A 16,856-nucleotide genomic window follows, 5' to 3' on the forward strand; every position below is an offset into this window, starting at 1 on the left:
CGCGAATGCCCCTTATCGCCCCTTGTAGCGCGTGAACGCGCCATAGGAACCTATTCATTCAGGTAGGTCGGGTTCTACGGGCATTGCGATGCGAAGGCGGTCGTTTCCGCACGAGTCCGAACCTGCCGGCTCCTTGCGCTTGGTTCTCCATGGAGAGAGCTTGTGCAAAGTCCCATCTCATGAGCCCCCCGAAAACACCTGAGGCGGGCGTTGCAGCACCGCCGCTCGCTACCGTTATCGCTCCTGCGATGCTCAAACACGCTGATGAGGAATATTGCCAGAAGTCCCCAGCAGCATTGGATTCTTCGTGTGTTCTTTCAAACTCTCTGTGCCATCCATCTGAGCCACTACGCGGCGGCGGCTCATTCCCCGGGGGTCGGCGGCGATCCTGGCGAGGGGGAGAGCGACCGTCGGGCGGGTTCGGACCGCATGGCGGGGGATTGCCGGAAGCCCCACATGGTGCTGGAGCATTTGGCGAGCCCAGCGGAAAAGCATCGGATGCGGGTGCGGATTTCACGTCCGATGCCGCAACGGCAATAGACCCCAGTTCACCCCGGTATGCCGGGCGCGCGGGCGATGACGGCGGAGCGTGGAAGACGACGCCCGAGCAAACAAAAAGGGCGGCCCGAGAGCCGCCCTTCCTTGAAAAATAGAGCCTGGAAGCGATTAGCGCTTCGAGAACTGGAAGCTGCGGCGAGCTTTCTTCTTGCCGTACTTCTTGCGCTCGACGACGCGCGGGTCGCGGGTCAGGAAGCCTTCTTTCTTGAGCGGGCCGCGAAGCTCCGGCTCGTAGTAGGTCAGCGCCTTGGCGAGGCCGTGGCGGACCGCGCCGGCCTGGCCGGAGAGGCCGCCGCCGTTGACGTTCACGACGATGTCGTACTGGCCTTCGCGCTGAGCGATCTGCAGCGGCTGCGACAGGATCAGGCGGAGAACCGGACGAGCGAAGTAAACCTCGACGGCGCGGTCGTTGATGATGATCTTGCCGGAGCCGGGCTTGATCCACACGCGAGCGACAGCGTCCTTACGCTTGCCGGTGGCGTAAGCGCGACCCAGGGAGTCGAGCTTCTGGACATGCTTCGGAGCTTCCGGAGCGGCAGTCTGGGCGGACTGGCCCAGATCGGCGAGAGACTGAAGGGTCGCCATGGATTAGGCCCTCACGTTCTTGGCATTCAGGGCAGCCACGTCCAACACCTCTGGCTGCTGAGCCGTATGCGGGTGCTCGGCGCCGCCGTAGACGCGCAGGTTGCCCATGATCTGGCGGAAAAGCGGGCCGCGGGGGAGCATGCGCTCCACGGCCTTCTCGACCACGCGCTCAGGGAAGCGGCCTTCCAGGATGAACCTGGCCGTGCGCTCCTTGATGCCGCCCGGATAACCGGTGTGATGGTAGTACACCTTCTGCTCGCGCTTGCGGCCGGTGAACACCACCTTGTCGGCGTTGATGATGATAACATTGTCGCCGCAGTCGACGTGGGGCGTGTAGTTTGCCTTGTGCTTGCCACGCAGGCGCATGGCAACGATCGTCGCGAGACGGCCTACAACGAGGCCCTTCGCGTCGATCACAACCCACTTCTTCTCGACCTCGGCGGGCTTCAGCGAAGTCGTAGTCTTCATTGCGCTGTTTCCCGTTGGAGCCCGTCAGGGCTCAGGTTCTGAAAACGACAAACCGCCGCGAGATGCGGCGGCGAGTGAGTGGGTGTTTAGTGACTTTCGTGCCGCAAGTCAACGGCATTCACGACGATCAAAAATAGGCAAAATGCGCCTATTATCAGTAACTTAATCTATATAGGTATCTAAATACCGCCATTGTGGTATCATAAAACCACATGCCATTTGCCGATCCAAGCCACTCCAGCTATCGTTTGCGTCGCCATCCCTGAACGAGGACCAACCATGGCCGACGATCTGATCTTCTATACCAATCCCATGTCGCGCGGGCGAATCGTCCGCTGGATGCTCGAAGAGGTCGGGAAGCCCTATCGAACGGAAATCCTCGAGTTCGGCACCCCCATGAAGAGCCAGGACTTTCTCGCCTTCAATCCCATGGGCAAGGTTCCGACCATCATTCATAACGGCACCGTCGTCACCGAGGGAGCAGCCATCTGCGCTTATCTGGCGGACGTGTTCCCCGATGCGGGACTGGCGCCGCCCCACGGCGACCGTCGCCGCGGCCCCTATTACCGCTGGATGTTCTTCGCCGCTGGCCCGGTCGAGGCCGCCTTGAGCAACAAGTCCTTGGGTTTCGAGGTACCCCAGGAACGGCGCGGCATGATCGGATACGGCAGCGTCGAGGATGTGGTGAACGCTCTCGAATACGCCGTCACCCAATCCGAATACATCGCGGGCGACCGCTTCAGCGCGGCCGACGTTTATGTCGGGTCGCAGATCGGCTGGGGCATGATGTTCGGCACCCTCGAAAAGCGCCCTGCCTTCGAAGCCTATTGGCAGCGGATCAGCAGCCGCCCGGCCGCGATGCGGGCGCGGGAGATCGACGATGCTTTGGCCGCTGCCCGGCAGAAGGGCTAGACTTGGGATTCACTCCCCTCAAGTCGCCCAGAGGCAGCTCAAGGAGCCTGGCAATCCGGCACTCGCCGGATCTCGGCCAGCAAGGAACGATATTGCTCGGAGGTCAGCTGCGCCTCGTTCGCGCACATATGAAGAGCCCGACAGGCATCTTCGGGCTTTGAAGGCCAAGACAGTGAGCCGTTAACGGCGCCTCCGCACAGAGTGTAGGCGTTCTTAGCCTCCCACCTTGCCTCTGACTCGGCCAATGCCGGCGCAGCGGTCAGCGAACCAACCCCGGCCCATATCCCCGCACATACAAAAATAAGCCGCGTCATCGAGTTCTACCTCCCTCGCTGCCCCTCTGGAATCGAATAGGTCCCGGTCGCATGGCAAACCACTTCGCAACTGCCTTGCGAGACCATCGAGACCTCGCCCACGGCGAGCCGCTTCCCGAGCTTCAGGAGGCGGCATTCCGCGATCAGCGGGCGCGGCTCGGGCTTTCTCAGGAAGTTGAAGTTGAGGCTCGTGGTGACGGCGAGCGCCACGGGACCGACATGGGCGAGAATCGCGGCATAAAGCGCGAGATCCGCCAGGGTCATCATGGCAGGCCCCGAAATCGTGCCGCCGGGGCGAAGATGGCGGTCGTGATAGTCCATGCGCATGCGGGCGGAGAGTGGCCCGATCTCTTCGAGGAAGTAGGTCTGCCCTCCCATATGCATCTGTGGAAACTCGCGATCCAGGAACGCGATCAGATCGTCCTTCGTCATGACGGGATGATGGGATGCCATGCGTCAAATGCTCATTGAACTGCCCTGGCCTATCCCATACGTTGCCCCCATGGATCACAGCAATTACCCGAACGATTACATCCGCGGCATTCTCAACGGCACGAAGACCATCGCGCTGGTGGGCGCTTCGGCGAATCCCGCCCGTCCGAGCTGGATCGTGACCAAATACCTGCTGGAGCGGGGCTACGACGTCATTCCCGTCAATCCGGGAATCGCCGGCACGGAACTGCTGGGCAAGAAGGTGTACGGCTCGCTCGCCGAGGTGCCCGGCCCCATCGACATGGTCGAGATCTTCCGCAACTCGGAGGCGGCGGGTCCGATCACGGACGAAGCCCTCGCGCTCGATCCGCTGCCGAAGGTGATCTGGATGCAGCTTTCCGTCCGCAACGACGACGCGGCCGCGAAAGCCGAGGCCAAGGGCATCAAGGTGGTGATGGACCGCTGCCCCAAGATCGAATTCGGGCGCCTCTCCGGCGAGATTTCCTGGCAGGGCGTGAATTCGCGGATGCTCAGCGCCAAGAAGCCGGTGCTTTCGGGCAAGGGCTTTCAGAAGCTCAGCCTCAATCGTCCGTAAGTCTTCAAAAAGGCGCCCTGCCCCCACCTTGACCGGACGAACAATTCGTTCTTTATAGAGAACAGAACAACGTCCTCAAGAGGAAAAAGGGCTTCTGCCATGACTGACCGTTTGCCGGGCTTCGATACGCTTGCCATCCATGCGGGGGCCGCCCCCGATGCCGCGACCGGCGCACGGGCGACGCCGATCTACCAGACCACGTCCTTCGTCTTCGACGACGTGGACCATGCGGCCTCTCTCTTCGGCCTCCAGGCCTTCGGCAATATCTATTCCCGCATCGGCAACCCGACCAACGCGGTCCTCGAGGAGCGCGTCGCGGCACTCGAAGGCGGCACGGCGGCCCTGGCGGTCGCCTCGGGCCACGCGGCCGAGTTCCTGACCTTCCACACCCTGCTTCAGCCGGGCGACGAGTTCATCGCGGCCCGCAAGCTCTATGGCGGCTCGATCAACCAGTTCAACCATGCCTACAAGAACTTCGGCTGGAACGTGGTCTGGGCCGATTCCGACGATCCGTCGACCTTCGAGGCCGCCATCACGCCGCGCACCAAGGCGATCTTCGTCGAATCGATCGCCAATCCGGGCGGCGTGATCGTCGATCTGAAGGCCATCGCGGCGATCGCCAAGAAGCATCGCATTCCGTTCATCGTGGACAACACGATGGCGACTCCCTACCTGATCCGCCCGTTCGAGCACGGCGCGGACCTCATCGTGCACTCCGCTACCAAGTTCCTCGGCGGTCACGGCAACTCCGTGGGCGGCCTGATCGTGGATGGCGGCTCGTTCAACTTCGCAGGCGACGACCGTTACCCGATGCTCTCCAAGCCGCGTCCGGAATATGGCGGCATGGTGCTGGGCGAGACCTTCGGGAATTTCGGGTTCGCCATCGCGGCCCGCGTCCTGGGCCTGCGTGATCTGGGCCCCGCCCTCTCCCCCTTCAACGCCTTCCTGATCCTGAACGGCATCGAGACCCTGCCGTTGCGCATGCAGCGCCACTCGGACAACACCCTCTCGGTGGCGGAGCATCTGGCGAACCACGACAAGATCTCCTGGGTCAGCTATCCGGGCCTCGCGTCGGACCGCTACCACAACCTTGCCAAGGAATACTGCCCGAAGGGCGCCGGCGCCGTCTTCACCTTCGGTCTCAAGGGCGGCTACGAGGCGGGCGTGAAGCTGGTCTCGAACCTCAAGCTGTTCTCGCATCTCGCGAATATCGGCGACACGCGTTCGCTGGTGATCCACCCGGCTTCGACCACGCACCGGCAGCTCACCGACGAACAGAAGACCTTGGCGGGTGCCGGACCGGAGGTTGTGCGCCTCTCCATCGGCCTCGAAGACAAGGAAGACCTGATCGATGACCTGAACCAGGCCCTCGACGCGGCCTAGGAACTCTTCGATAGGGCTAATTCCTCGTCATGCCCGGCCTCGAGCCGGGCATCCACGTCATCGGAGCCGCAGCAAGAGACAAGACGTGGATGGCCGGATCAAGTCCAGCCATGACGGAAAGGGCTCATGACGAAAAATCGCGACAAGCAGGCAACAAAAAAGGCGGCTTCGAGCCGCCCTTTTTGTTGAAGGAAATCCGGATCCCGGTCACGCGGCGCGTGAGGAACCGCTGGTCTTCTTGTAGGTGTCGTGAATGGCGTTGAGAGAGCGCTCCAGCGCCGTCCAAAGGCGCCCGATCTCCTCGGCACCCTGAGAGTTCGGCTCGTATTCCCTGGCGCCCTCGCCTGTCGCCAGAGCCAGGGTCAGCTCCGGACGATGGGTGATCTGGCCTGCCCAGACAGGAACCTGCAGGGCATTCAGCGCGCCGCGGGCATCGGTCACCACGGGCGATTCCGTATCGCCGTGCTTGGCCGGAGCGGCATTGATCACGGCCGCATAGGGCTTGCGCAGCTCACGCGCGATCTGGACCGTATCCTGCAGGGCCGCGATATCGAACAGGCTCGCCCGGGTCGGGACGATCACGAGGGTGGCATGCCGGATGGATTCGGCGACGACGTTGGACTTGTTGGGCGGCGTATCGACCAGGACCCACTCGTAGCCTTCCCGCTTGGCGTCCTTCAGGGCCTCGCCGAGGTTGCGCACATTGTGCCTCAGGCTGAGATGCTCCTGATCGCGAATCTTATGCCATAGGGACAGGGAACCCTGCGGGTCGTTGTCGATCAACAACGTCTTGCGCGACGGGTTGGCAATGTAGCTCGCAAGATGAGCAGCGAGCGTGCTCTTACCAGAGCCGCCTTTCCGCGAAGCAAAGACCAGCACATTCATGCCTGACTCCTCATAAGCCTAAGAAAGCCCGCAGCCCTCTGTTAACGCGAGCTTAATATTGTTCATCTGTAGCAGAACAAGACCTGATTTCCTAATTCCACCTTCGATCCCTCTGTGCATATCCCCAAGCGGAGAACGCGCGGGCTGGCAAAACTGCATACCGCATCGTCAGGAAGATTTGCTGGCTTGTAAAGCGTTGACGGACCTCCGCCGGGATATGAAGGACGAATCCTAAACGACTGATCAGAATAGACAATCGGCAACTATGTCAGGAACGGGGCACAAGATTTTTGCTTCCGGCAAGGGCGGCCAGCCAGGACTATTTCCTCGAAAGCACCCCTTTCTGAAACTTTATACCGGTCACGGAACCACCTTTTTGCTTAGTCGTTAAGCTCCCGACTTAACCAGTGAAATGGAGCTGACACATGTCGAAGAAGATTCTCTTTGCAGGCGCTGTTCTCGTGGCGCTCGCCCCCGTAGGCGCCTTCGCCCAGGACCCGGCTGCCGGTGGCGCCGCGGCTGGCGCAGCGACCGGTGCCGTGGGCGGCGCGATCGTCGGCGGCCCGATCGGCGCGGCGGTCGGCGGCGTGACGGGCGCGATCGTCGGCGGCCTGGCGGGCGAGTCTCAGCCCCGTTTCCGTCAGTACGTCATTCAGCAGGACGTGCCGTCCTACCGCTATCAGGAAGAGGTTCGCGTGGGCACGGTGCTGCCGACCTCGGGCGTCCGGTACTATGAGGTTCCGGCCGAGTACGGCGTGTCTCAGTACCGCTACACGGTGGTGAACGACACCCCGGTTCTGGTCGATCCCGGCACCCACCGCATCGTCCAGGTCATCCGCTAACCTCTACGCAGGATGACGGAGTCAGGGCGGCCTTCGGGCCGCCCTTCTTGTTAGCGCATCGTGCGAAAAAGTGGTCCCGGTTTTTCGCCGGAACGATGCGCTCTTTCTAAGAAGAGAGCATCGAATTGATCCCAAAAATGGTTTCCACTTTTGGGTTCGATGCTCCGGTGCATCGTGCGAAAAAGTGGTCCCGGTTTTTCGCCGGAACGATGCGCTCTTTCTAAGAAGAGCGCATCGAATTGATCCCAAAAATGGTTTCCACTTTTGGGTTCGATGCTCTACCGGACCACGCTGACGCGGGCGTGAACCACCGTCATGGCAAGCACCGCCATGGCGAAGACCTGGTGGGCAAGCCCCGCCCAAAGCGGCACCACGAGGAGAAGGGTCGCGATTCCGAGCGCCATCTGGGCCAGGGCAAGCCCCGCGATGCCCGTGGCGCGGCGCGCGGCGCCGGATCCCGGCGCCTGTCGGCGCAGGCTCCAGGCATGCCAGAGCGCGAAGGCGACAACCAGATAGGCCAGCATGCGGTGGTTGAACTGAACCAGCACGACATTGTCCACGAAGTTCTCGATCCAGGGTTTGACCGAGAACAAAGCCGACGGGGGCGGGATCAGGCTACCGTCCATGAGCGGCCACGTATTGTACGTGTATCCGGCCTTCGAGCCCGCAACGAGCCCTCCCAAGGCGATCTGCGCCAGAACCAGGAGCACGAGAATACGGGGCGCGAAGCCGATCCCCTTCTCGGCGGGCAACGCGCTGCGGTCCTTCAGCCCTGCGGCCACCCAGACGAGACAGACCAGAATGAGGCTCGCGACCGTCAGATGCAGGGCGAGCTTGATGGGCGCGACGGCGGTCATGCCGGGCTCGAGACCGGACGCCACCATGATCCAGCCGATGGCTCCCTGCAGCCCTCCCAGCGCCCCGATGCCGAGCAATGTCAGCGCGAGCCGGCCCTTGATGGTCCCGCGAAGCCAGAACCAGACCAGCGGCACGAAGAAGACGAGGCCGATCAGGCGGCCGAGCTGCCTGTGCCCCCATTCCCAGCCATAAATGAACTTGAACTCGGACAGGGTCATGCCCTTGTTGACGAGCTCATATTGAGAGATCTGCTGATACTTCTCGAATTCGGCCTGCCAGGCCTGCTCCGTCAGAGGCGGAATCGCGCCGGTCACGGGCTTCCATTCCGTGATCGACAGGCCCGAGCCCGTCAGACGGGTGGCACCGCCCACCGCGATCATCAGCACCACCAGGGCGGCCAGAGCGTAGATCCAGGTTCTCACGAGAGTCGGGGACCGGACGGGCGGCGATTGGCTTTCGGGCGATTGGCTTTCGGGAAGGCGCGTCAAGGACACGCCATCGGGTGAGGCTGCGACAGCCATGCTCGTTCTCACTGGCAATTTAGGACTTGAACCCAGGTTACGGCTTGTCACATAGAGGCTGGGTCGCCGAAGGGCAATCAATGACAGTGACGCACCGCCCTCGGGCGGGGCCGGAAGGGTTCATCATGGGCATGCGATGGCGCAAACTGATCGGGACAGTGGCGATGCTGCTGTTCATCATCACCTATGCGCTGTTCGCCATGGCGTTGGCGGAGGGCCGCATCACCGAGGCGCCAAAGCTGATCCAGACCCTCGCTTATATCGTGCTCGGCCTGATCTGGATCGTGCCGCTGATGCCGCTCGTGCGGTGGATGGCCAAGCCGGACAAGTCCTAGATCATCGGACGTGAAAAGTGGACCTGCACTTTTGGGATTGGATCCGGTGCTCCCTTCTTAGAGCAGCGCATCGTTTAAGCGGACCCTAAGGGCCACGTTCGTGAAAACCGGGTCTACTTTTCGCTGGCGCGGCCCGCCGGGTCCGCACGACGCGCTAGAGAATCGGATCCAAAATCTAGGCTCCGCCGATCCCTTCGATGATCTTGCCCGTGCCGCCGCATATCGGACAGGCCGTTGCGCCGATCCGCCCGCTGCCATTGCATTCGGGACAGACATTTTCGCCGGTGCCCGGACTGCCCGGCTCGGCCTGGTCGCCGGGATTGAGTTTCGGTGGCTCGGATGCGGCTTGATCGCGCGATGGATTGTTCATGACGGGTCTCTCGGTGTCGTCTCATCCGTCAACGCGACAGTGGAATCGCGGTTTCTCCGCTCCTCGATAGAAAAGACGCGCCCTCGAAAGAAAAGACCCGCTTGAAGCGGGCCCGTTCTCGATCCGGCAGGGATCCTGTCAGTTGCACATGTCTTAGTTGCAAACTTGGCGGGTCCGGTATTCCCAGCCCCAGCCGGGAACCCATTCGCGAAACCGCTCGGTCGTGCAGCGCTCGACATAGACCCGGCGCGGCGCGGGGCGGTAGACGATGGGAGCCGGCTCCTCCACATAGACGCGGGCCGGCGGAGGGGGCGGAGGGGGCGCCACGTAAACGGGAGCAGGAGCCGCATAGGCGGGCTGCTGGGCAACCGTCGCCCCGACGATGGTACCGACCGCAAGCCCTCCCAGAACGCCGACGGCGGCAGCGGCCCCCGGAGACATGCGATCGCGTGCGGCTGCCGGCTCAGCGGCGGCCAGGCCAGCCACCAGCGCCAGAGCGGCCGTCGTGCCGGAGAAGAGATTGAAGACCTTCATAGCTCGTCACCTACAAGCAGGAGGGAGAATTCCTTTCGCCCTTTCTTGGCAGGGACTATAGGGCCGCAAACCTCACTGGAAGCTGAACGGATTGTGGCAACGCTCGGACCGAACTCTGTTTCAAACGAGACGGTAAACACTCTCTTAAGGCATCGGACGCGACATCGAACCCACGTCCGATGCGCTGTTCTCTCGTGGAAGCATCATCCCCGTCATGCCCGGCCCTGAGCCGGGCATCCACGTCTTCGACCTGGTGCGGTGCATCAAGACGTCGATGGCCATAAACCAAGGCGGCCATGACGATGAGCGGTGACAGCGTCGGATATGGGTTCGATGTCGCGTCCGGTACATCAAGTCCGCGGTCTTGAGCATCTTTCCACGCAAAACCGGTGCCCACGTCCCGCATCCGATGCTCGGACGCCCCTACCCCTGCGGCCGGTCAATCTGCTGCCGTCCGCAACGGCACCGACAGCAGGACGCGCACCAGATCCGCCTGCCGGTTCGTCTCGGTCCTTCTGAACAGGTTCTTCAGGTGGAACACGACCGTGGTCTGGGCGACTTCGAGTTCCTCCGCGATCTGGTCGAGACGCTTACCGTCGATGAGCAGCAGCGCCACCCGTGTTTCGGACGGGGTGAGATTGTAGAGCCGCACCAGCGTATCCCCGGATACCTTGGTGCGCTGCTCGGTGTCGATGACGAGCAGCACGACCGCTTCCGGACGCTCGTTGGCGGAAAAGCGCTGTCCGGGCACGAGCACGAGATAGGGACGCCCGCCCGAGCTGCGCGGGAAGGACACGATCTCGTCGAGGGATTCCTCCTCGAAGGCCTTCTCGATGGCCTGGTAGAGCTTGGCATTCTGTTTGGCGGCGGCGCCCCTCAGAATGCCCGAGGAGACGCCGATGCCGTCGTTCTCCCCGATGATGCGCTCGGCCTCCTTGTTCATGAGCCTGACCTCCCCCTTTTCGTCGACGATCACGACGCCGACGAGGAAGCGGTCGAACGCGAAGGTCGCCTTGTAGAGCGCCTCCACGGCTTGCCCGCGGGACGACCTGAGAACCTCCTGCCAGGCTTCCTCAGCGCGGCTGACGGCGCTCGACTGGACGCGGGCCACCTGACTGAGGCGGGCGGCGATCGTGGCGAGCAGGATCTCGTAATCGATCGGCTTGACGAGATAGTCGTCCGCGCCGGCCTGCTTTCCGACGAGTACATCGTTCCGCTCGGCCAAGGCCGTCAGGAAGATGAAGGGAACATCCGCTTTGTCCCCCTGCTCGCGGATCGCCTTGAGGACCTCGTAGCCGCCGATGCCCGGCATGGTGATGTCGCAGAGCACGAGATCCGGACGCTCCGTTTCGAGCAGCCGGAGCGCTTCATTGCCGTTGGACGCCTGGAGGACACGGTAATGGGCGGTTTCCAGCTCTTCCGCCAGGTCCGTCCTCAAATCGTCCTCGTCCTCGACGCAAAGGATCGTTTTCTGATGATTCATGGGTTTCGTCACTCAAGCAGCCTGCTGCGCCTGGTCGGCATGCGACAGCGGCAGGTCAAACGTAAACAGGGAGCCCTCGGCCTCGTAGCTTTCCACTTGGATATCTCCTCCGTGCAAGTGCATGATCCTTTGTGCGAAATTCAGTCCGATCCCGGTGCCGGCGATCCCCGTGGCGGTTCTCGCGCGGTAGAAGCGATCGAAGATCTTGGGCAATTCATCGGCCGGGATGCCGATGCCCCAGTCCCGAACCGAGCAGAAAGCGCGCGCGCCCTCGGCCCAGACCTTGATCTCGACGACCGGCTGCTCGCCTGAATATTTGACGGCATTCGACAGGAGATTGATGACGACCTGCTCGATCAGCATGGTGTCGCAATAGACCCGGATGGCCTGGTCGGGGACCTGAAACAGGATCTTGGAGTGAGAGCTCAGCTCGCTCTGCCGCTCGCCGATATCCATGACGAGCTGAACAAGATCGCAGGGCTCCGGATTCAGCTCGATCCGGCCCTCGTCGAGTTTGGCGGCATTCAGGACGCTCTCGACGAGGCGGGTCAGGCGATTGCCGGCGTTCCTGATCTTCTGAATGCGGCCCAAGAGCTCGTCCGATGTCAGATCCGGCCCTCGCCGGAGAATTCGCTGCGCGCTCGAGTCCAGGATCGCCAGCGGTGTCCGGAACTGGTGAGACACCATGGAGACGAAGTTGCGGTACGCGTTTGTCGTCACACGTTCGCGATCGAGAGCCGACTGGAGCGCCTTCGCCACCTGCTTGTAGGCCGAGATGTCGGTGAGCCGCACGAAGATCGTCGCTCCGTCGGCCTTCGAGACGGACAGATGGGCCCATATGTCCTTCTTGATCAGAACGTCGACCTCGATCTCCTCGAAGGGGGGCTGTGTCACGAGAAGCCGCTGATCCGCGCCTTCGCACATGGCAAAGCAGCGCAGAAAGACCGGCAGGCTCATCTCCTCCCGACACCAGAGCGCCACGGGAGCGGCGGCCCAGACCTGTTCGTTCGCGAAAAGAAGCCTGCCGGTCCAGTCGAAGGCCGCGAACCCCTCCGAGGCCGATTCGATGGCCGCGATCAGGCGCCGCTCCGCCTGCCTCAGGGCGGCCGTGCGCTGAAGGACCTTGATCTCCAGGTCGAAATTCTCGCGCTCGGCCTGCTTGCGGGCGAGCCATTGCTCGGTCACGTCGCGCACGAAGGCGATGCCCAGCTTGCGTTGCGCCATGGAGACGGGAAAGCAGTTGATCTCGAGGCAGCGCTCCTGGCCGCCCGTTTCGCTGCTCGTCTCGTCCTCGAAGATCGTGCTCTCGCCCTCGATCGCGAGATTGAGGGAGCGGATCATCTCCGGCTTCGAGAACAGCGGGTCGAGATCCTGCATCAGGCGGCCGATGGCCTCGTCGGGCCTGACGTTGAGCAGGCCCTCCATGCCCGGATTCCAGAGCAGACATTCGAGTTTCTCGTCGAACATGACGATGCCCTGGTTGCTCACGTTGTTGATGACGAGATCCGAAAGCTCCTGCTCCTGGCGCAGCAGCTGCTTGGCCTGACTGGCCTCCTGGACGCCTCTGAACAATCTGACCAGCAGAAATGCCGCGCTCAGGAAAATGCCCGTGAGAAAGGCGAGGCTCTCCAGCACCACCCGCAGATACATGGCCCGCTTGAACGCGGTGTCCGTCCGGTTGAGCAGCATGACGTCGTTGGCGGCGTCCCGCAGGGTGTAGCCCAGATCCCGGACCTGCACGCGCAATTGCGCGGCCTCTTCCGGCGTCATGGTCTGCCCGACCAGGGTCTCGGCGAGGGTGAGCTGAAGATAACCGACCTTCAGATCGCCCAACAGGCCGACCTTGGCGATGATCTCGGCCTGGGGCCCCTCGAGCAGAACGGCGACGCGGCTGATGAGGATCGGCAAGCGAAAGTCCGGGGCCTGTTCGGGATCGGCGAAGTCTTCGCCGGCGGCAGAGCGGGCCAGGCTTTCGGCCATGAGGGCTGCCTCGAACTGGGCCTGGGAAATCATCCAGAGGTTGGCATGGGTGTCCTCGCTGCGCAGGTCGCGCTCGATATCGAACAGCCGCACGACGGCGAAACTCAGCGAGACGGCGAGCACCACCGTCGTCAGAAGCGTGAGCAATCCCGCCTTGTGGTTGCTGAGATTCAGTTTCATGGTCACTCGACACGCAGCTTGTTCAACTGCCAGATCCAGCGGGCGTCATAGATCGGCGTCTGCAGAGCAGGATGCTCATCGCGCGGATAGACGATCCACAGGGGACCCTTGTCGCGGAGCTTCAGGACCTGTCCGTCGACCCGCATGGCGATGATCGGCTCATATTTCAGATCCTCGAGCGGAATGGTGATCTTGTAGCTGTTGAGGGCCGAGGCGACGATGGACGTTCCGCTGGCTCCCACCCGCTCCAGGGCGGACCGTAGGGGTACACCCTCGAAAAACTGCCGGGTGGCCGACATGATGGAAAAGGTCGTGATCGAGGCCGCCCCCAGGGCTTCGAGCATCTCCCGGTCGAACCGGGCCTCCTGCCCGGCATTGGTCCGGTCGATCCTGCCGGAAATCGTCAGCAGCACAGGTCCCGTCGGCAGCGGCAAGGGCTCCGCCGCTCCTGCAAAGGAATTCCATCCCAGAAAACTCGCCAGCAGCCCCAGGAGTCGGATGTACCGCATGGAATCCCCGCTGAAATATTATGTTAGAACATACGCTATCTGGACGATTTCACCATAAAAATCCAGGGCATTGCCTCGGCCGCACGGCCACCCCTGGAGCCGAAGGGTCCAGTATATCCTGCTTCGGCCCCCGTGAAACGTGCCCATTCCAAAGGAGGCCGCTGAATCTTGGAGGCGATAAGCCATTATCATTGCAGGCGATTTATTCCGCCATGTGCCGCGCATGGCGGAAAATCCGGTATCGTTTGCAACCTCGGCATGGGGCGGTGTAACGTCGGCCCGCGACAGCCTTTCGATGCTGCCGAACCGCAAGATCAGGAGTCCCAATGCGCAAATTCGCCGTAACTCTTGGAACCGCCGGCATTCTTGGAGCCCTCCTCGTCTCCAGCCTGCCCGTTCAGGCGGAACCGCTCCAGAAGCGTGCGCTTCCTTCAATCGATCAATCCTATCCCAACGAAGGATACACTCAATACCGTCCCTACCGGGGATATCGTCCTCCGCCGCCCTACTATCACCGCCATTACCGCCGCCACGACGGCGGCTCCGCCCTGGCGGCAGGGGCCGTGGGCCTCGCCGCGGGCGCATTGATCGGCGGCGCAATCGCCAGCAGTCAGGCGCAGGCCGCTCCGCCCCCGCCTCCCGGCACGGTCGATCCGCAGATGGCCGCCTATTGCGCCCGCAAGTACCGCTCTTATGATCCGGCTTCGGGTACATTCCTGGCGACCAACGGCATGCGGTACGTCTGTACCTACCCGTAACCGGCATTCTTTCGATGCAGGCTCGCTTTCGAGGCAGGCTCGCCGCACCGCGGCGGGCCTTTTTTGATGAACAGGCGCGTCTTGCAGCAGCATAAGGCCGCTCGTAACGATGCGCTCATCCATGCTGTCAGCACTGGATCGTTTCCCGAAATGGAGTCCACTTTTGGGAACGATGCTCTAAAACAGCCAGGAACCCGCAAAACCCAACCGAAGGAAATGTTCATGGCCCTTCCCCCCGACAGCAGCGGCACCGTCATTCCGCCCAACGAGGCAGCCATCGTGACGGCCAGCAACATGACGGAGCTGGAGCTTGTCCTGCCGGACATGGGCGACGAAGACCTTCCGGAAATGGCAATCTTCCTCGTGGCCTGCGCCATGCGCTTTCACAGCGACCCCAGTTTCGTGCAGGAGCAACTCGAATGGCTCGTCAAAATGCACGACACTGAAGTGGACGAGGGTCTGAAGCCCGACCAATTGAACTCCGCCAACGACGATTGAGAAATGGTGTCGCGGCGTCAGTCGAGAAAATCGACTGGCGTCCCTTTCTTGACCATTCCCGCGAGGTCCTCCGCGTCCCAGTTGGTCAGCCGCACGCAGCCGTGGGAATAGGCTTTCCCGACCTTTTCCGGCTCCGGCGTTCCGTGGATGCCGTACGACTCGATCGAAAGGTCGATCCAGACCGTTCCGACAGGGTTGTTGGGCCCGGGTTTGATCTCGAACTTTTCCTTCGCCTTCACGCCCTTGAATCCATAATCCGGATTGTAGGTGTAGACGGGATTATGCGCGACGGCCCTCACCGTGAAGCTGCCCGTGGGCGCGGGCTTCTCTTCACTGCCGATCGAAGCGGGGTAGACCGCCAGCACGGCGCCATCCTTGCCCAGCACGCGCACGCTGTGTTCGTTCTTGATGACTTCGACCCTCTCCGCCTTCGGCCGATCCTTTTCGCCGTCCGGTGACGCGACGTTGGCCACGACGATCGTTTCCCCTGCCTTGTCGAAGCGCTTGCCCGGGTTCAGTTCCTTGAGGAGATCGATGTCCATGTGGAATTTCTCCGCCAGCAGCTCCTCGGGGCTCGAATACGACAGCCGCTCGAGCTTGGCCTGATCCTCCATCCGCTCCGGAATCGCCGTGAAGGGCCCTTTCACGTCGTCCCCGGCGATCGTGTAGGACATGAGGACGGGGTCGGACGACGTCTCGTTCAGTTTCGCCAGGAGCGCTTCGTCGAGCTTTCCATCGGCATCGAGTTCATGCGCCCGTTCGAAGGCCTTGATGGCGTTCTGGACGTTTTCGCCATTGCGCCCGTCGATGACGCCGGGAGAGAAACGGGCGCGGTCGAGGAGAACCTGCGCCTTGATCAGGATCGGACTGACATCGTTCTCTGTGGAAGCCGACGGGTCCGAGGCCTCGTTCACCGCCTCCATGGTCAGATCCCGCGAGGAAGCGGCGACACTTCCCGTCATGCACAGGAGTCCGAACGCCACGCATACCAGAACTCTCATTCTTCACTCCGCACCGTGCGCCCCCGGAACGGGGCGGACTTCCTGTCAAAGACCGAAGCCCGTCGAGCGTTCCTCGCCCTCACTGACAAATTCGGTAATCGTTCTTGCGCGCCCGCATATCGAGATGCAGGTGGTTGCCGTGGTCGGCATCCGCGCCGGGCCCCAGCACGGTCTTGAAGATCTCGCAGGCCCCTTTGTGGATGGCGGACTGGAACGCGGCCTCCGGTGAGCCTTCGGGCTGGAACGTGATCGTCAGCGGGGACCTCTTGTCGAACTCGAACCCCATCACGTCCACGCCGTTCCCGAACGCATGCTCGCTCCGCTTGCCGCCCGAGCGCTGATCCCGGCACTGATAGGACGTACCGATGAGGAGCCTGGTCGGCGCGCTCTGGAAATGCTCCTTCGCGCGGGGCCCGACGACATCGCCGACCCAATGGGCGAGCGTTTCCGCATACTGACATTCCATCAGCGAATCCGGCGCGACGTCGACGCCGTTCGCGAGCGCCAGGACCGATACAGGGTTACCGAGCCGGCAATCGTTCTCCTCCACCGGCGGGCGTTTCTCGAACTTGAGGCCGAGCGCCTCGAGCCGTCCGATGCAAGCCAGGTCGGCCTCGCTCGGAGACGCGGCTTTTCCCTCCTGGGCCTCCGGTTTCGGCGGCCCTTGCCTCTCGTGGACCTGCTCCTGGACCTGCTCCTGGACCTGCGGCGTCAGCCCCTTCGGCCGTGGCGGCGGCAAGGGAGGCGGAGCCTCCTGAGCGAAAGCGCCGCAAGGGAAGACAAGCGCGACAGCGAGAATCAAAGGCAATGCCGCATGCGGCGAGGGTCGTTCGGAGCGGTGTTCTTTCGAACTTG

General features: G+C 62.4%; 19 protein-coding genes. 7 read left to right on the top strand and 12 right to left on the bottom strand.

Annotated features, from left to right (window positions below):
• Positions 1-666: 666 nt before the first annotated feature.
• The gene (gene rpsI / locus AB8841_RS20000; protein ID WP_370437553.1) at positions 667-1,143 is read right to left on the bottom strand and encodes a 30S ribosomal protein S9; all 477 of its coding nucleotides are present in this window, start codon (positions 1,141-1,143) and stop codon (positions 667-669) included.
• 3 nt (positions 1,144-1,146) lie between these two features.
• Entirely contained in the window at positions 1,147-1,611 is a 465-nt protein-coding gene (gene rplM, locus AB8841_RS20005) for a 50S ribosomal protein L13 (protein WP_370437554.1), read from the bottom strand.
• A 279-nt stretch (positions 1,612-1,890) separates the two neighbouring features.
• Between rplM and AB8841_RS20010 the strand changes: the two genes are divergently transcribed.
• Positions 1,891-2,523: a glutathione S-transferase family protein gene (locus AB8841_RS20010; protein ID WP_370437555.1), complete on the top strand. Its 633-nt coding sequence runs from the start codon at positions 1,891-1,893 to the stop codon at positions 2,521-2,523.
• 320 nt (positions 2,524-2,843) lie between these two features.
• On the opposite strand, the gene AB8841_RS20015 is transcribed toward AB8841_RS20010, so the two are convergent.
• Positions 2,844-3,290, bottom strand: coding sequence for a PaaI family thioesterase (locus AB8841_RS20015; protein ID WP_370437556.1), 447 nt, complete (start codon positions 3,288-3,290; stop codon positions 2,844-2,846).
• Between the two features lie 49 nt (positions 3,291-3,339).
• On the opposite strand from AB8841_RS20015, the gene AB8841_RS20020 reads away from it, so the two are divergent.
• Together AB8841_RS20020 and AB8841_RS20025 are read left to right on the top strand one after the other, a co-directional pair.
• The gene (locus AB8841_RS20020) at positions 3,340-3,864 is read left to right on the top strand and encodes a CoA-binding protein (RefSeq protein WP_370437557.1); all 525 of its coding nucleotides are present in this window, start codon (positions 3,340-3,342) and stop codon (positions 3,862-3,864) included.
• A 99-nt stretch (positions 3,865-3,963) separates the two neighbouring features.
• Positions 3,964-5,247, top strand: coding sequence for an O-acetylhomoserine aminocarboxypropyltransferase (locus AB8841_RS20025; protein ID WP_370437558.1), 1,284 nt, complete (start codon positions 3,964-3,966; stop codon positions 5,245-5,247).
• A 207-nt stretch (positions 5,248-5,454) separates the two neighbouring features.
• Here AB8841_RS20025 and AB8841_RS20030 read toward each other — a convergent pair whose 3' ends face one another.
• Complete coding sequence (locus AB8841_RS20030; RefSeq protein ID WP_370437559.1) at positions 5,455-6,132, bottom strand: AAA family ATPase; 678 nt, start codon at positions 6,130-6,132, stop codon at positions 5,455-5,457.
• Between the two features lie 425 nt (positions 6,133-6,557).
• Between AB8841_RS20030 and AB8841_RS20035 the strand changes: the two genes are divergently transcribed.
• Positions 6,558-6,974 carry a DUF1236 domain-containing protein gene (locus tag AB8841_RS20035; protein WP_370437560.1) on the top strand — a complete coding sequence of 139 codons (417 nt, stop codon included), beginning with the start codon at positions 6,558-6,560 and terminating at the stop codon, positions 6,972-6,974.
• A gap of 278 nt (positions 6,975-7,252) precedes the next feature.
• Here AB8841_RS20035 and AB8841_RS20040 read toward each other — a convergent pair whose 3' ends face one another.
• Positions 7,253-8,353, bottom strand: a complete 1,101-nt coding sequence (locus AB8841_RS20040) for a COX15/CtaA family protein (RefSeq protein WP_370437561.1) — start codon at positions 8,351-8,353, stop codon at positions 7,253-7,255.
• A gap of 125 nt (positions 8,354-8,478) precedes the next feature.
• On the opposite strand from AB8841_RS20040, the gene AB8841_RS20045 reads away from it, so the two are divergent.
• The gene (locus AB8841_RS20045; RefSeq protein ID WP_370439323.1) at positions 8,479-8,688 is read left to right on the top strand and encodes a DUF2842 domain-containing protein; all 210 of its coding nucleotides are present in this window, start codon (positions 8,479-8,481) and stop codon (positions 8,686-8,688) included.
• 175 nt (positions 8,689-8,863) lie between these two features.
• Here AB8841_RS20045 and AB8841_RS20050 read toward each other — a convergent pair whose 3' ends face one another.
• From AB8841_RS20050 to AB8841_RS20070, 5 genes are all read right to left on the bottom strand, one after another.
• Entirely contained in the window at positions 8,864-9,058 is a 195-nt protein-coding gene (locus tag AB8841_RS20050) for a hypothetical protein (RefSeq protein WP_370437562.1), read from the bottom strand.
• A 153-nt stretch (positions 9,059-9,211) separates the two neighbouring features.
• Positions 9,212-9,592 (bottom strand): hypothetical protein, encoded by a 381-nt coding sequence (locus AB8841_RS20055; protein ID WP_370437563.1) that lies wholly within the window; start codon positions 9,590-9,592, stop codon positions 9,212-9,214.
• A 439-nt stretch (positions 9,593-10,031) separates the two neighbouring features.
• Positions 10,032-11,075, bottom strand: coding sequence for a response regulator (locus AB8841_RS20060; protein ID WP_370437564.1), 1,044 nt, complete (start codon positions 11,073-11,075; stop codon positions 10,032-10,034).
• 12 nt (positions 11,076-11,087) lie between these two features.
• Positions 11,088-13,235 carry an ATP-binding protein gene (locus AB8841_RS20065; RefSeq protein WP_370437565.1) on the bottom strand — a complete coding sequence of 716 codons (2,148 nt, stop codon included), beginning with the start codon at positions 13,233-13,235 and terminating at the stop codon, positions 11,088-11,090.
• Between the two features lie 2 nt (positions 13,236-13,237).
• On the bottom strand, positions 13,238-13,744 hold the full coding sequence (locus AB8841_RS20070; RefSeq protein WP_370437566.1) for an oxidoreductase: 507 nt from the start codon (positions 13,742-13,744) through the stop codon (positions 13,238-13,240).
• Between the two features lie 326 nt (positions 13,745-14,070).
• Here AB8841_RS20070 and AB8841_RS20075 point away from each other — a divergent pair, with 326 nt between their 5' ends.
• Entirely contained in the window at positions 14,071-14,502 is a 432-nt protein-coding gene (locus AB8841_RS20075) for a BA14K family protein (protein ID WP_370437567.1), read from the top strand.
• A 222-nt stretch (positions 14,503-14,724) separates the two neighbouring features.
• Complete coding sequence (locus AB8841_RS20080) at positions 14,725-15,000, top strand: hypothetical protein (RefSeq protein ID WP_370437568.1); 276 nt, start codon at positions 14,725-14,727, stop codon at positions 14,998-15,000.
• 17 nt (positions 15,001-15,017) lie between these two features.
• Here the strand turns inward: AB8841_RS20080 and AB8841_RS20085 are convergent, their stop codons facing one another.
• Together AB8841_RS20085 and AB8841_RS20090 are read right to left on the bottom strand one after the other, a co-directional pair.
• On the bottom strand, positions 15,018-16,001 hold the full coding sequence (locus tag AB8841_RS20085; RefSeq protein WP_370437569.1) for a L,D-transpeptidase family protein: 984 nt from the start codon (positions 15,999-16,001) through the stop codon (positions 15,018-15,020).
• A gap of 79 nt (positions 16,002-16,080) precedes the next feature.
• A complete protein-coding gene (locus AB8841_RS20090; protein ID WP_370437570.1) occupies positions 16,081-16,740 on the bottom strand; it encodes an extensin family protein in 660 nt (219 codons plus the stop codon).
• Between the last annotated feature and the right edge of the window lie 116 nt (positions 16,741-16,856).

Origin of the sequence: Microvirga sp. TS319 (genome assembly GCF_041276405.1) — a bacterium.
GTDB lineage: Bacteria > Pseudomonadota > Alphaproteobacteria > Rhizobiales > Beijerinckiaceae > Microvirga.